Origin of the sequence: Candidatus Burkholderia verschuerenii, assembly GCF_001189365.1 — a bacterium.
Lineage (GTDB): Bacteria > Pseudomonadota > Gammaproteobacteria > Burkholderiales > Burkholderiaceae > Caballeronia > Caballeronia verschuerenii.
Genome location: NZ_LFJJ01000038.1, coordinates 1 through 15,244, shown reverse-complemented (window position 1 = coordinate 15,244; position 15,244 = coordinate 1). Strand labels below are relative to the sequence as shown.

The following is a 15,244-nucleotide window of genomic DNA, read 5'->3' as shown; positions in this document are numbered from 1 at the left end:
GCAGCCCGGACAGCACGATGCGACGCGCACGCCGCGTTGCATCGGTTCATATCGCTTTCGTGGAGGATGGACGGCCGGCGCAACGCGCGGTCTCTCGCCGATTCCGGCCCATGTGATGCGCTCCTCCCCCTGCCCCGCCTGGCCGCTCGATACGGCCTATTTTGCAACGCGGGCATCGCTCTCACGATGCCCGCGCGTCCTGCTCAATTGAAATCGTTCTCGAGGAACGGGCCGCTCTTCACCGCCCGATCGATCGTGATGAGCGTCTCCAGCAACGCTTCCATGCGATGCAGCGGCACCGCGTTCGGACCGTCCGACTTCGCGCACGCCGGATCCGGATGCGTCTCCATGAACAGACCCGCGACGCCCGTGGCCACCGCCGCGCGCGCCAGCACCGGCACGAACTCGCGCTGACCGCCGGAGCTCGTGCCCTGCCCGCCCGGCAACTGCACCGAATGGGTAGCGTCGAACACGACCGGCGCGTTGGTTTCGCGCATAATCGCGAGCGACCGCATGTCCGACACGAGGTTGTTATACCCGAACGACACGCCGCGCTCGCACGCCATGAAGCGGTCGTCCGACAGACCCGCTTCACGCGCCGCATCGCGCGCCTTGTCGATCACGTTCTTCATGTCGTGCGGCGCGAGAAACTGACCCTTCTTGATGTTCACGGGCTTGCCCGAACGCGCGCACGCATGGATGAAATCGGTCTGGCGGCACAGGAACGCGGGCGTCTGCAACACGTCCACGACCGATGCCACCGCCTCGATTTCTTCTTCCATGTGCACGTCGGTCAACACCGGCACGCCGAGTTGCTTCTTTACTTCGCCGAGAATGCGCAAGCCTTCGTCCATGCCGGGGCCGCGATACGACTTGCCCGAACTCCGGTTCGCCTTGTCGAACGACGACTTGTAGATGAACGGAATGCCGAGCTTCTGCGTGATTTCCTTCAGGCGCCCGGCGACGTCGATCGTCATTTGCTCCGATTCGACCACGCACGTGCCCGCGATCAGGAAGAACGGCTTGTCCAGTCCCGCTTCGAAGTGACACAGCTTCATGCTTGCGCTCCCGCGGTTGCCTTGCTCGATGCAGCCGACGATGCATCGCCCTCTGCATGCGCGCGCGCCGCTTCGACGAACGCCTTGAACAGCGGATGGCCGTCGCGCGGCGTCGACGTGAATTCGGGGTGGAACTGCACGCCCACGAACCACGGATGCAGCGATTGCGGCAACTCCATCATTTCCGGCAGATCTTCGCTCGGCGTACGGGCGCTGATGATAAGCCCGCCGGCTTCGAGCTGGGGCACGAAGCGGTTATTCACTTCATAACGGTGACGATGACGCTCGTTCACATCCGTGCCGTAAATGCGTTCGGCCATCGTGCCCGGCTTGATCGGGCACTTCTGCGAACCGAGGCGCATGGTGCCGCCGAGATCCGATTCTTCGGTACGCTTTTCGATGCGGCCCGCACGGTCGTACCACTCGGTGATGAGCGCGACGACCGGATTCTGCGTGTTCTGATCGAACTCGGTGGAGTTGGCATCGGCGAGACCGGCGACGTCGCGCGCGAACTCGATGACCGCCAGCTGCATGCCGAGGCAGATGCCGAGATACGGCGTCTTCGATTCGCGTGCGTAGCGGATCGCCTTGATCTTGCCTTCCGTACCGCGACGGCCGAAACCGCCCGGCACCAGCACGGCGTCGAGATGCTTCAGCGCGTCGGTACCTTCGGTTTCGATCTGCTCGGAATCGATGTACTCGATGTTGACCTTGGTCGACGTGTGAATACCCGCGTGACGCAGCGCTTCGATCAGCGACTTGTACGACTCAGTGAGGTCCACGTACTTGCCGACCATGCCGATGGTCACTTCGCTCTTCGGATTCTCGAGACGATGCACGAGGTCCGCCCACATCTTGAGGTCGGCCGGCTGCGGCAGCAGCTTCAGTTCCTCGCAGATGATGTCGTCGAGGCCCTGATCGTTGAGCATCTGCGGAATCTTGTAGATGCTGTCGGCGTCCCACACGGAAATGACCGCGTCTTCGCGCACGTTCGAGAACAGCGAAATCTTCTGGCGTTCGTCGTCCGGAATGGGCCGATCGGCGCGGCACAGTAGCACGTTCGGATAGATACCGATTTCGCGCAGCTTCTGCACGCTATGCTGCGTCGGCTTGGTCTTCAGTTCGCCCGCGGTGGCGATGTACGGCACCAGCGTCAGGTGCACGAAGCACGCGCTGTTGCGGCCCATGCGCAGACTCATCTGACGCGCGGCTTCGAGGAACGGCAGCGATTCGATGTCGCCCACCGTACCGCCGATTTCGACGATCGCCACATCCGGCTCGCCGCACGTGGCCGCGGCCGCGCCGCGCTCGACGAAAGCCTGGATTTCGTTGGTGATGTGCGGAATGACCTGCACCGTCTTGCCCAGATACCCGCCGCGACGCTCCTTGCGAATCACCGATTCGTAAATCTGGCCCGTGGTGAAATTGTTGGCCTTGCGCATCTTCGTGCTGATGAAGCGCTCGTAATGGCCGAGATCGAGGTCGGTTTCCGCGCCGTCTTCCGTCACGAATACTTCGCCGTGCTGGAACGGGCTCATCGTGCCGGGGTCGACGTTGATGTAGGGATCGAGCTTGAGGAGAGTGACTTTGAGACCGCGCGATTCGAGGATCGCGGCGAGGGAGGCGGCGGCAATACCCTTGCCAAGGGACGAAACTACGCCGCCGGTGACGAATACATATTTGGTCATCGCTAGATGCTCGCGGGAAAAATGGATTATACCGTAAAGGCCGCCTCCCCTGATGCGCGCGCGGCGTGTAAATCCGTCACCGGACCGGCTCGACCGCTACACCAAATCATGCTTGAAATCGCGCACGTTCCATGCAGTTATTTCACTACGACGCACTCCGCTCGCGCCCTTTTCAGGCGACGTGCGCTTCCCGCCGCGTATCGTGCGACAGCGCGTGAATCAGCCGTGCGATGGCGCGCGCCGTTTCGATCGGCCGTTCCATCGGAAACAGATGGCTGCCTTCGATCCACTCGATCCCGCCCGCGATGCGCTGCGTCATGCCGAGCCCGACCTGGCGCACTTCGCGCGACTGCGTGTCCGCGAGAAAGCCGACCGGCACCGGCGCGCCGTGCACGAGCCGCGCGCCGAGCGTGTGCGGCAAGGTGCGATAGATCAGATACTCGATATGCCGGTCGAACGCCAGCGAGCGCGCGCCGCCGCCCGATGGCGTCGCGGGAATCGCGAAATCGATGTAGTCGGACAACATCCGCTCGTCCCAGCGCGCGAAGGCGGGCTTCGCGTGGAAATGCCGCCAAGCGTCGGCGCGGCTCGCCCATTGCGCGCGTCGCTTTTTCGTCGCGGCGGCCGGCGAAAGACGCTCGTCGAGACCCGTCCATTGCGTGAAGCGCAACAGGCCGCTGCGCCAGCCCGCGATCACGGGCGAATCGAGCATCACCACGCCCTTGACCCATTGCGGCTTTTTCAGCGCCGCCAGCAGCGACAAATAGCCGCCGAGCGAATGCCCGACGAGCCACACCTTCGAATCGGATTCGTCGCGATACCGGCTCATGTCGTCCAGCAACTGATCGACGAGATGCGGCCAGTCCTGCGAAACCGGAAAGCGCGGATCATGCCCGTAGCGCTCGATATGGCGAATCTCGAAATCGTCCGCCAGCTCGCGAAGATCGTGCGATAGGTCGACGCCGGAAAGCCGTTGGCGTGCGAGAAATGGATGATCTCTTTCAAGCGGACGACGCCTCCTCGTTGGTTGTTTTCAGCGTCCCATCCAGTAGCGCGCGTGCGTTTCGCGATAGCGTTCGAAGACGATGTCCGAACCGATCTCGATGCGCGCCGCGCCGTCTTCGTCGCTGCGCGACAGCGGAATGCCGCGCGATGCGTAACGCGCGAACACCGTCGGATTCGGATGGCGAAAGCGGTTGCGATAGCCTACCTGAAATACCGCCGCGAGCGGCCCGACGGCATCGAGGAAAGTCTCGGTCGACGAGGTGCGGCTGCCGTGATGCGGCGCGATCAGCACGTCGGCATGCAAAGTCTCGCTATCGCGCGCGATCAGCATGCGCTCGACGTCCGCTTCGATGTCGGCGGTGAAGAGCACGGCGCGCCCGGCCGCGCTGGTCGCCTTCAGCACGCACGATTGATGATTCGGCTTGCCCGCGAGCGGTCCCGCATCGGGCCACAGCACGCGAAACTCGACGCCGTCCCAGTGCCAGCGCTGTCCCGCCGCGCATCGCATGGTCTGCGCGCCGCGCGCGCGGGCGTGTGACCAGAGCGCATCGTCGGCGGGCAGCGAGGCGAGCAATTGGCGCACGCCGACTGCATCGAGCACGGCTGGCGCGCCGCCCGCGTGATCGGAATCGGAGTGGCTGATCATCAGCGTGTCGAGCCTGAAGACGCCCGCCGCGAGCAGATACGGCGCGGTGATGCGCTCGCCCGCATGCGTCGATTCCGGGCCGGGACCGGCATCGAACAACAATGCGTGATGCGCCGTCTCGACCAGCAGCGCCGAGCCCTGCCCGATATCGAGCGCCGTCACGCGCAACGCGCCCGCCGGCGCGCCCGGCGCAACCGATGCGAGCAAAGGCAGCCACGCGAGCGGCGCGGCGCAGCGCATCGGCCAGCCGCGCGGCGCGAGCGCCCACGCGATGCCCGCGCACGCCGCCATCGACGCGAACGGACCGGGCTGCGGCAGATGCCAAAGCGGCGTCAGATGCCGGCGCGTCGCGGCATCGGACAAAGTGGCGAGCGCGTCGCAGAGTATCGTGAGCGCGGCGGGCGCCAGATGGAACGCGTGGGCATCGAACGGTGCGGGCAGCACGAGACCGGCGAGCGTCGCCGGCGTGACGACGACGCTGATCCACGGAATCGCGAACGCATTGGCGAGCGGGCCGATCAGCGGAATCTGCGAGAACCAGTAGACCGTGAGCGGCGCGAGCGCGAGCGTCACGGCGTATTGAACGCGGATGCCCGAGCGCACGCGTTTATCGAGCGCCGCAAAGACAGTCATGCACGCGCGACCGACGATGCGCATCACGCGTTGCAGCGATCCGATGAACATCGCCACGCGCGCGCTGCCGAAGCCGCGTTCCGCCTCGTCGATCAGATCGTCGTCGAACGCGATGGCATCGGTCGCGATCGCCTCGCCTCAGTCGTTCCATTCGAGCGATTCGAACGCATCGTCCGCTTCCTCGCGCTGTTTCGATGCGTGCCGTCCGGCCGATTCCATCGCGTAGAGAATCGCCGCCACCGCGCCGAACGACAGCCAGAAGCCGGGCGACGTCACCGCCCACGGATCCGCGATCAGCACGCACGCGAGCGCCCAGCACCAGCGACGACGCCGGCCGTCGTCCGCACAGATACGCCGCCGCGACAACGAGCAGCATCCACAGCGTGCGCTGCGCGGGAATGTTGAAGCCGGCGAGCGCGGCGTACAACGCGGCGCACGCGGTCGCGCCGATCGCCGACACCTTGGGCGCGGCGATCAGCAAGGCCGCGGGCATCGACCGGAAGCGCAAACGCCGCCATACGAAGCCGCACGCGAACGCGGCCAGTCCCGCGACTAAGCCGATATGCAGGCCCGATATCGCGACCAGATGGCTCGTGCCCGTCGCGCGCATCAGCGACCAGTCGGCATCGCTGACGGCGTCCTGCGCGCCGACCGCGAGTGCCACCACGATGCCGAGATGCGGCGCATCCGCGAGCACGCTTTCGATGCGCCCACGCAGATGCGAACGCAGACGCTCGATCGCGAGCAGCGGGCCGTGCGCGTCGCGCGCAAGACGATGCGGCGTCGATGCCGTCGACACATAACCCGTCGCGCGGATGCCGCGTTCGAGCATCGACACTTCCATGTCGCGCAAACCGAAATTGGCTTCGCTGTGAGGACGCTTGAGACGCGCCGTCAAGGTCCAGCGCTGGCCCGCTTCGAGCTTCGGCGACGGCATCCAGTTCAGCCGGATCAGACGCGGAAAGTCTTCGAGACCCGCGCCATTCGATTCCACTTCGAAGAGAAAGCGCGTGCCTTCGTCGCTCGCTTCGGGAAGGCCGCGCACGAAGCCGCTGAGCCTGATATCGCGCTGTTCGTACTCGATCGGAAGATGCGGCTTCAGACGCAGTTCGGCGCGCGTCGCGGCGTAAAGGAAGCCGCCCGCGCACGCGATTGCCACGAGCGCCAGCCACGCACATTCACGCCGCCAACGCCACGCGACGATCGCAACGAACGCGAGCACGCACCACGCGGCCCACGCGCACCAGTCCGGCAACGCAGCCTGTTGCTGCAGGCACCACACGCCCGCCGCGAATCCCAGCAAACCCGCACGCACACATCCTCACTCGTCTTTCGCCATCGAAAACAACGAAAACGATTATGAAGACGCGAGCGCGAGTCGTGGCAGCGCGGCATGCGCATTAGCCGTTGTGCCTAGGGCGAGTTCCTGCTCGCCGATGCCGCGCAATTCCGCGAGCACCGTCGCGATGGCCGGAACCTGATCGGGCGTGTTGCGCCCTTTGTAACGCCATGACGGCGCGATATCCGGCGCATCGGTTTCGAGCACGATCGCATCGAGCGGCAAATCGGTCGCGAGCCGCCTGATCTGCCACGCCCGCTCGAAGGTCAGATTGCCGCCGAAGCCCAGCCGCATGCCTTGCGCGATAAACGCTTCGGCCTGCTGAAAACTGCCGTTGAACGCATGCGCGATGCCGCAATGAATGTCGTGCACGCGCAAGCCCTTGAGCACCTTGTCCTGCGATTTGCGCACATGGCAGATCACCGGCAGGCCGAACGCGCGCGCGAGTTTTAGCTGTTCGTCATAGAAAAAACGCTGACGCGCATCGTCGAGCGTCGGCACGAAATAATCCAGCCCGATTTCGCCGATGCCGACGAAGCGCGAATCGTCGAGACTCGCCTCGATTTCCTCGCGCAGCACGCGCAGATCGTCTTCGGTTGCGCGCGGCGTGAAGAGCGGATGGATGCCGAGCGCATACGCGCCGCCGTCGATACGATGCGCCAGTTCCCGCACCGTCGCGAAGTTCGCGCGCTCGACGCCCGGAATCACGATGCGATCGACGCCCGAACGCCGCGCATCGGTCGCCACGGCGTCGCGGTCGGCGTCGAATTCACCTGCATCGAGATGACAGTGCGTATCGATCCACATGACGCGCTCCGCGGTTGGCGTCGACTTCAGACGGGAACGGACGGCTCTTCGTGCAATACGCCGTCGCGCAGACGCATGATGCGGTCGCAGCGCGCGGCGAGATCGGTGTCGTGCGTGACGATCACGAAGCTCGTCTGCAAGGTCTGCGACAGTTCCAGCATCAGATTGAACACCGTGTCCGCCGTACCGCTGTCGAGGTTGCCGGTCGGCTCGTCTGCGAGCACACAGGCCGGATGGGTGACCAGCGCGCGCGCGATCGCCACGCGCTGACGCTCGCCGCCGGACAGTTCGCCCGGCCGATGCTTCGAGCGATGCCCGACGCCCACGCGATCGAGAATCGCCTGCGCTTCGTGGCGCGCATCCTCTTCCTTCATGCGGCGGATGCGCAGCGGCATCGCCACATTGTCGAGCGCGGTGAATTCCGGCAGCAAATGATGGAACTGATACACGAAGCCGAGCTTCTGGTTACGCAGTTCGTTGCGCTCCTTTTCCTTCAGCTCGGTGAACGGCTTGCCCATCAGCGAGACCTTGCCCGCGCTCGGTTCGTCGAGGCCGCCGAGCACATGCAGCAGCGTACTCTTGCCCGAACCCGACGCGCCGACGATGGCGAGTTTCTCGCCGCGCCGCACATCGAGTTGCGCGTTGTTCAGCACCTGCACGTTGAAGCCGCCCTGCACGAAAGCCTTCGAGATCGACGACGCCTGCAACACGATATCGTTGTTCATATCACTCATAGCGCAGCGCCTCCGCCGGACGCACCTTCGCGCCGCGCCAGCTTGGATAGAGCGTTGCCAGCAACGACAGCAGGAACGCGATCACGCCGATGCGGATCACATCGCTCGCGACGAGTTCGGACGGCAATTCGCTGATGAAATACACGGATGGCGGCAGGAATTGCACACCGAAAAGATGCTCGATCATCGGCACGAGCCACGGAATGCTCCACGCGATCAAACAGCCCAGCGTCACGCCGATCGCCGTGCCGATGAAACCGATCGTCACGCCCTGCACGACGAATATCTTCATGATCGAGCCGGGCTGCGCGCCGAGCGTGCGCAAAATGGCGATATCGGCCTGCTTGTCGGTCACCGTCATCACCAGCGACGACACCAGATTGAACGCCGCCACCGCGATGATCAGCGTCAGGATGATGAACATCATGCGCTTTTCAATCTGCACCGCGGAGAACCACGTCTTGTTCTGCTGCGTCCAGTCGCGGATATAGAGATCGCCGGACAGCGTATGCGACAGTTGCCGCGCGACTTCGGGCGCGCGCTGCATGTCTTTCAGGCGCAGCCGCACGCCGGTCGGCGCGGTCAGCCGGAACAGCGCCTGCGCGTCCTGAATGGAAATGAGCGCGAGCGTCGAGTCGTATTCGTAGTGTCCGGATTCGAAGATGCCGACCACCGTGAACTGCTTGAGGCGCGGCATCATCCCGGCGGGCGTGATCGATCCTTCGGGCGCGACGAGCGTGATCTTGTCGCCGGTCATCACGCCGAGATTGGTCGCGAGATCCGCGCCGAGCACGATGCCGAATTCGCCCGGCTTCAGGTCCGTGAGCTTGCCCGCGCGCATTTCCTTGCCGATGTCGGAGACTTCCGGCTCCAGCGACGACTCCACGCCGCGCAGCGCGACGCCGCTCACCGCGCCCTGCCGCGTCAGCAGCGCCTGCGCCTCGACATACGGTGCCGCGCCGATCACTTCGGGATTACGGCGCGCTTCCTGCGCGGTCACGACCCAGTTGGGCATCGAGCCGGTCGGCGAAAAGATTTCGACGTGCGCGAGCACCGACAACATGCGGTCGCGCACTTCCTTCTGAAAGCCGTTCATCACCGACAGCACGACGATCAGTGCGGCGACGCCGAGCGCGATGCCCGACATCGACACGAGTGCGATGAATGAGATGAAACCGTTGCCTGTCGTGCGTTTGCTGGCGCGCGTATAACGCCAGCCGATCTGCCATTCGTACGGGAGCTTCAAGCGAATCCTTATCTCTGCGGTTGCCGCGCTGTAGTGCCGGCGCGGCGGCGGGGCCTGATCCGTGTGGCCGGAAGGCGCGTTCGGCTTCGTCGGTCGTGCCTGATTCATACGAAGCGCGGCACGACGCGGATGCGGCGCGACAACGGTCGCGGCCGGTCCGAACTCGAATTTTGCGAAAGTTTGCCATACATGCGCGTATCGACGTCGGACGAGACGATTCGCGCACGCTTTTTCGCCGCGAATCGGCGCGGTCGTCGCGTAGCGCTTTGCCCTACAATGCGGAACCATCATGCCCGCACCCGAACTCCATCTCCTGCTTCCGTTCGCCCTGCCTCCGGCCGCCGCTGCCGCCACCGCACTGCACGGACTGGAGAGCGCGGCGTTCGAGCGGCTGGTGTCGCGCGCCACGCTCGTCGAGCGCGTGATCGGCGAGGATTTTCAGCGCACCTTGCCGCACGAACGCTGGATCGCGCGGCGATTCGACGCGGTATCGCCCTCCGATGCCCGCTACGCCGACGACGCCCCGCTCGCGCCCTTCATGCTGCTTGCCGACGGCGGCGATCCCGGCGAGCGGACCTGGGCCTGCATCGAGCCGGTCCATGTCCGGATCGCGCACGATCATCTGGTCCTAATCGATCCGGCCACGCTCGGCGTGCGCACCGAGGAAGCGCGCGCGCTGCTCGAAGCGGCGCGGCCGGTGATCGAAGATCTGGGCGTGAGCTTGCAGACGCCGACGCCATTGCGCTGGTACATCTCGGGCGATGCCTTCGGCGGGCTGGCGGGCGCATCGCCGTTACGCGCAACGGGCCGCAACATCGAAATCTGGCTGCCGCACGAAGCCCGCACCGGCGAGCGTTCGCGTCCGTGGATGAAGCTGCAAAACGAAGTGCAGATGGCGTGGTTCGAGCATCCGCTGAATGTCGAACGCGAGTCGCGCGGCCTGCCCGCGATCAACTCGATCTGGCTGCACGGACAAGGCGCGATGCGTCCGGTCACCGGCACGTTCGCGCACGTCATGTCCGATGCCACCGCCACGCGCGGACTCGCGATGGCATCGGGCGTCGCGCCGTCGACGCCGCCGGAATCGTTCGCCGCGCTGTCGACGGGCTTCACCGAAGGCAGCACACTGGTCGAGCTGGACCCGTTTTCCGCGCCGTTCATCGAACAGGACTGGGCGCGCTGGAACGAGGCGCTGACGGCGCTGGAAACCGCGTGGTTCGCGCCCGCGCTTCAGGCGCTCACCGACGGCGCGCTTGGCAAGCTCGGCCTCACGCTGTGCGGCGACACCGGCTCCGTCACGCTGTCCATCACGCGCGGCGATCTGGGCAAGTTCTGGCGTCGCCGTCCGATTGCGGCATTGTTCATCGAATAAAGGTCTCACGCATGACGCGAATCGTAACGCGCGCCCCTTCCCTCGCCGATGCCGAAGCGCTGGCGCGCCACGGCCTGCATCCCGTGATCGCGCGTTTGTACGCGGCGCGCGGGATCACGTCGCCGGACGAAGTCGAAACGGAACTGAAGCGCCTGCACGCGCCGATCGGCCTGAAAGGTTGCGACGATGCCGCCGTCGTGCTCGCCGACGCGCTCGCCGCAAACAAGCGCATGCTGGTCGTCGCCGACTACGACTGCGACGGCGCGACCGCCTGCGCGGTGGCCGTGCGCGGGCTGCGCATGTTCGGCGCGAAGATCGACTATCTGGTGCCGAACCGCTTCGAATACGGCTACGGCCTGACGCCGGAAATCGTCGATCTGGCCGCGCGCGCGAAGCTCGGGCCGCCAGATCTGCTGATCACGGTCGATAACGGCATCGCTAGCGTCGATGGCGTGGCGGCGGCGAACGCGCTCGGCATCGACGTGCTGGTGACCGATCATCACCTGCCCGGCGACGTGCTGCCGGAGGCGCGCGCGATCGTCAATCCGAATCAGCCGGGCTGCGCGTTTCCGAGCAAGTGCATCGCGGGCGTCGGCGTGATGTTCTACGTGCTGCTGGCGTTGCGCGCGGAGTTGCGGCGGCGCGGCGCGTACGACGAAGCGCATCCCGAACCGCGTCTGGACGGCCTGCTCGATCTCGTCGCGCTCGGCACCGTGGCGGATGTCGTCAAGCTCGATTGCAACAATCGCATTCTCGTCGCGCAGGGTTTGAAGCGGATTCGCTCGGGCCGCATGCAGCCGGGCATTGCCGCGCTGTTCCGCGCCGCCGGCCGCGATGCGCGCGCCGCGTCCGGCTTCGATCTCGGTTTCGCGCTCGGGCCGCGCCTGAACGCGGCGGGACGGCTGGCGGACATGTCGCTCGGGATCGAATGTCTGACGACGGACGATATCGGCCGCGCCTGGGAACTCGCGCAACAGCTCGACGGCATGAACCGCGAACGCCGCGAAATCGAAGCGGGCATGCAGCAGCAGGCGCTGGCCGAACTCTCGTCGATCGATCCCGGCGAGCGCGCGACCCTCACGCTCTACGACGAAAGCTGGCATCAGGGCGTGATCGGCATCGTCGCGGGACGGCTGAAGGAGAAGTTTCACCGGCCGTCGTTCACCTTCGCGCACGCGGACGACAGCGGCACGCTCAGCAAGGGCTCGGGCCGCTCGATTCCGGGCTTTCATCTGCGCGACGCGGTCGATCTCATCAGCAAGCGCGAACCGGGGCTGATCCACAAATTCGGCGGCCACGCGATGGCGGCGGGCCTGACGATCGCCACCGCCGACATTCCGCGCTTCACCGCCGCGTTCGAAGCGGTCGGCCGCGAATGGCTCACGACGGAAGCGCTGTCGCGCACCATCGAAACTGACGGCGAACTCGAGGACGCGTACTTCACGCCGCAATTCGTCGAAATGCTCGACGCCGCCGTGTGGGGACAAGGCTTTCCCGCGCCGACGTTTTCGGGCGAGTTCGAAGTGGCGTCGCAGGCGCTGGTGAAGGACAAGCATCTGAAGCTGTCGCTGTTACGCGGACGGCAGCGCTTCAACGCGATCTGGTTCAATCACGTCGATCCGCTGCCGCAGCACGCAACCGTCGCCTATCGCCTCGTCAGCGACTCGTGGAACGGCGTCGCGCGGGTGCAGCTGATCGTCGAACACGCGGCCTGAGCGGACGCCCGAACGCGCGCGAAACGGCCTCGAACGGCCCGGGATCAACTGGAAAACCCCATCTATCGGCTATAATTGCACCTTTTTACGAAGCCGAAGATCGAGATAATGGAAGCGGAACGTCTCAACGCGATCGAAAGCCTTCTGGCCGACCTGCGCCGTCGCGCGGGCGAGCTACGGGGGTATCTTTGACTACGACGCGAAATCCACGCGTCTAGCCGAAGTCAACAAGGAACTCGAAGACCCGAACGTTTGGAACGACTCGAAGAACGCCCAGGCGCTCGGTCGTGAAAAGAAATTGCTCGACGGCGTGGTGTCCGCGCTGACGGCGCTGGACAACGACCTGCGCGACGCGAGCGACCTGTTCGAGATGGCGCACGAAGAAGAAGACGAAGACACGCTCATCGCGTGCGAGTCCGACGCCGATGCGCTGCGTCTGCGCGTCGAAGACATGGAATTCCGCCGGATGTTCTCGAACCCGGCCGATCCGAACAACTGCTTTATTGACATTCAGGCGGGCGCGGGCGGCACCGAAGCGTGCGACTGGGCCTCCATGCTGCTGCGCCAGTATCTGCGTTACTGCGAGCGCAAGGACTTCAAGACCGAAGTGCTCGAAGAGTCCGAAGGCGATGTCGCCGGCATCAAGAGCGCGACCATCAAGGTAGAAGGCGAATACGCGTACGGCTATCTGCGCACCGAAACGGGCATTCACCGCCTCGTGCGCAAGTCGCCCTTCGATTCGTCGGGCGGACGTCACACGTCGTTCTCGTCGGTGTTCGTGTATCCGGAAATCGACGATTCGATCGAGATCGAAATCAATCCCGCCGACATCCGTACGGACACGTATCGCGCATCGGGCGCGGGCGGCCAGCACATCAACAAGACCGACTCCGCCGTGCGTCTGACGCACGCGCCGACCGGCATCGTCGTGCAGTGCCAGAACGACCGCTCGCAGCACCGCAACCGCGCGGAAGCCATGCAGATGCTGAAGGCGCGTCTCTACGAATTCGAGATGCGCAAGCGCCAGGCCGAACAGGACAAGCTCGAATCGAGCAAGACCGATGTGGGCTGGGGCCATCAGATTCGCTCTTACGTGCTCGACCAGAGCCGCGTGAAGGATCTGCGCACCAACGTGGAAATGAGCAACACGCGCGCCGTGCTCGACGGCGACCTCGACGACTTCATCGGCGCGAGCCTGAAACAGGGCGTCTGATGTCTTGCAGCGGCGTGGCCATTCGGCTGCGCCGCTTTCGTTTCAGGCCACCGCGCATTCTCCGTATCACCAGCCAAGAATCATCATGACCGAACCGACTCAACCGGGCGCCCTGCCCGAGGAAGAGAATCAGATCATCGCGGAGCGTCGCGACAAGCTGCGCGCGCTGCGCGAGCAAGGCGTCGCGTATCCGAACGACTTCCGTCCGACGCATCACGCCGCCGCGCTGCAAAGCGAATACGCCGAGTCCGACAAGGACGCGCTCGAAGCGAATCCGTTCAACGTCGCGCTCGCCGGCCGCATGATGCTCAAACGCGTGATGGGCAAAGCCAGTTTCGCGACGGTTCAGGACGGCAGCGGCCAGATCCAGTTCTTCATCACGCCCGCCGACGTCGGCGCGGAAACGTACGACGCATTCAAGAAGTGGGACCTGGGCGATATCGTCGCGGCCAAGGGCGTGCTGTTCCGCACGAACAAGGGCGAACTGTCGGTGCGTTGCACGGAACTGCGTCTGTTGTCGAAGGCGCTGCGTCCGCTGCCGGACAAGTTCCACGGTCTCGCCGATCAGGAAACGCGTTATCGCCAGCGCTATGTCGATCTGATCGTCACGCCGGAATCGCGCAAGACTTTCCTCGCGCGCACCAAGGCGTTTTCGTCGATCCGCAATTTCATGGCGAAGGCGGACTTCATGGAAGTCGAAACGCCGATGCTGCACCCGATTCCGGGCGGCGCGGGGGCCAAGCCTTTCGTTACGCATCACAACGCGCTCGATATGCAGATGTTTCTGCGTATCGCGCCCGAGCTGTATCTCAAACGGCTGATCGTCGGCGGCTTCGAGCGCGTGTTCGAAATCAACCGTAACTTCCGGAACGAAGGCGTGTCGCCGCGTCACAATCCGGAATTCACGATGATGGAGTTCTACGCCGCGTACACCGATTACGCGTGGCTGATGGACTTCACCGAACAGCTGATCCGCCAGGCCGCCATCGATGCGCTCGGCACCGCGACCATCACGTATCAGGGCCGCGAACTGGATCTGGCGAAGCCCTTCCATCGTCTGACGATCAATCAGGCCATCCAGAAGTACGCGCCGCAATACACCGACGAGCAGCTCAACGACGGCACCTTCATGCGCGCCGAGTTGAAGAAGTTCGGCGTCGACACGACGCAGCCGGCGTTCCACAATGCGGGCATCGGCGCGCTGCAACTCGCGCTGTTCGAAGAGACCGCCGAATCGCAATTGTGGGAGCCGACCTACATCGTCGATTACCCGATCGAAGTGTCGCCGCTCGCGCGTGAATCGGATACGGTCGCGGGCATCACGGAGCGCTTCGAGTTGTTTATCACGGGCCGCGAAATCGCCAACGGTTTCTCGGAGCTGAACGATCCGGAAGATCAGGCCACGCGTTTCCAGAAGCAGGTCGATCAGAAAGACGCCGGCGACGAGGAAGCGATGTACTTCGACGCCGACTATATCCGCGCGCTCGAATACGGCATGCCGCCGACGGGCGGTTGCGGTATCGGCATCGACCGTCTGGTGATGCTGCTGACCGACAGCCCGAGCATTCGCGATGTGATTCTGTTCCCGCATCTGCGTCGCGAAGACTGAACGCAGGTTTGCTCCGAGCGACAAGAAAAGCGCGCCCTTCGAGGCGCGCTTCTTTTGTGCGCCCAGCATGGGCGCACTCTTGCGGGTGCAAGTCGCGCGGCAAGTTGACCACAGCGAGCGAAGTGAAGCGCAACTGCGGAAGGGCGACCGACCGTGGAGAGGAAGCGTGGAGCGAAACT

9 protein-coding genes and 2 pseudogenes are annotated in these 15,244 nt (G+C 64.6%); 4 read left to right on the top strand and 7 right to left on the bottom strand.

The annotated features are described in order from the left end of the window. Positions 1-203: 203 nt before the first annotated feature. From kdsA to BVER_RS09840, 7 genes and pseudogenes are all read right to left on the bottom strand, one after another. A complete protein-coding gene (gene kdsA / locus BVER_RS09870) occupies positions 204-1,058 on the bottom strand; it encodes a 3-deoxy-8-phosphooctulonate synthase (RefSeq protein ID WP_050453145.1) in 855 nt (284 codons plus the stop codon). Beyond that, complete coding sequence (gene pyrG, locus BVER_RS09865; protein WP_050453144.1) at positions 1,055-2,746, bottom strand: CTP synthase; 1,692 nt, start codon at positions 2,744-2,746, stop codon at positions 1,055-1,057. Before pyrG ends, kdsA begins: the two co-directional genes overlap by 4 nt. Positions 2,747-2,918: 172 nt before the next feature. Beyond that, positions 2,919-3,751, bottom strand: a pseudogene (locus tag BVER_RS09860) (alpha/beta fold hydrolase). 28 nt (positions 3,752-3,779) lie between these two features. Beyond that, positions 3,780-6,345, bottom strand: a pseudogene (locus BVER_RS36210) (ComEC/Rec2 family competence protein). Positions 6,346-6,387: 42 nt separating this feature from the next. Further along, on the bottom strand, positions 6,388-7,176 hold the full coding sequence (locus tag BVER_RS09850) for a TatD family hydrolase (protein ID WP_050453143.1): 789 nt from the start codon (positions 7,174-7,176) through the stop codon (positions 6,388-6,390). Positions 7,177-7,202: 26 nt separating this feature from the next. After that, positions 7,203-7,910, bottom strand: coding sequence for a lipoprotein-releasing ABC transporter ATP-binding protein LolD (lolD, locus tag BVER_RS09845; RefSeq protein ID WP_050453142.1), 708 nt, complete (start codon positions 7,908-7,910; stop codon positions 7,203-7,205). Further along, entirely contained in the window at positions 7,903-9,156 is a 1,254-nt protein-coding gene (locus tag BVER_RS09840; RefSeq protein ID WP_050453157.1) for a lipoprotein-releasing ABC transporter permease subunit, read from the bottom strand. The genes lolD and BVER_RS09840 overlap by 8 nt, the downstream gene beginning before the upstream one ends. Positions 9,157-9,445: 289 nt before the next feature. On the opposite strand from BVER_RS09840, the gene BVER_RS09835 reads away from it, so the two are divergent. The 4 genes from BVER_RS09835 to lysS all read left to right on the top strand — a co-directional run bounded on the left by BVER_RS09835 (position 9,446) and on the right by lysS (position 15,065). Then, complete coding sequence (locus tag BVER_RS09835; protein ID WP_050453141.1) at positions 9,446-10,528, top strand: hypothetical protein; 1,083 nt, start codon at positions 9,446-9,448, stop codon at positions 10,526-10,528. A gap of 11 nt (positions 10,529-10,539) precedes the next feature. Further along, positions 10,540-12,243, top strand: coding sequence for a single-stranded-DNA-specific exonuclease RecJ (recJ, locus tag BVER_RS09830; protein WP_050453140.1), 1,704 nt, complete (start codon positions 10,540-10,542; stop codon positions 12,241-12,243). Between the two features lie 108 nt (positions 12,244-12,351). Continuing rightward, positions 12,352-13,456, top strand: a protein-coding gene (gene prfB, locus BVER_RS09820; RefSeq protein WP_157055992.1) for a peptide chain release factor 2 whose coding sequence is annotated in 2 segments (ribosomal slippage) — positions 12,352-12,432 and positions 12,434-13,456 — 1,104 coding nt in all. Because the reading frame shifts where the segments join, the coding sequence is not laid out codon by codon here. Between the two features lie 85 nt (positions 13,457-13,541). Beyond that, entirely contained in the window at positions 13,542-15,065 is a 1,524-nt protein-coding gene (gene lysS, locus BVER_RS09815) for a lysine--tRNA ligase (protein ID WP_050453139.1), read from the top strand. Positions 15,066-15,244: the final 179 nt, after the last annotated feature.

What these genes read in the sequence shown, in the direction of transcription:
- kdsA (WP_050453145.1), bottom strand. Translation starts at nt 1,058, where the DNA reads ATGAAGCTGTGTCACTTCGAAGCGGGACTGGACAAGCCGTTCTTCCTG.
- pyrG (WP_050453144.1), bottom strand. Translation starts at nt 2,746, where the DNA reads ATGACCAAATATGTATTCGTCACCGGCGGCGTAGTTTCGTCCCTTGGC.
- BVER_RS09850 (WP_050453143.1), bottom strand. Translation starts at nt 7,176, where the DNA reads ATGTGGATCGATACGCACTGTCATCTCGATGCAGGTGAATTCGACGCC.
- lolD (WP_050453142.1), bottom strand. Translation starts at nt 7,910, where the DNA reads ATGAGTGATATGAACAACGATATCGTGTTGCAGGCGTCGTCGATCTCG.
- BVER_RS09835 (WP_050453141.1), top strand. Translation starts at nt 9,446, where the DNA reads ATGCCCGCACCCGAACTCCATCTCCTGCTTCCGTTCGCCCTGCCTCCG.
- recJ (WP_050453140.1), top strand. Translation starts at nt 10,540, where the DNA reads ATGACGCGAATCGTAACGCGCGCCCCTTCCCTCGCCGATGCCGAAGCG.
- lysS (WP_050453139.1), top strand. Translation starts at nt 13,542, where the DNA reads ATGACCGAACCGACTCAACCGGGCGCCCTGCCCGAGGAAGAGAATCAG.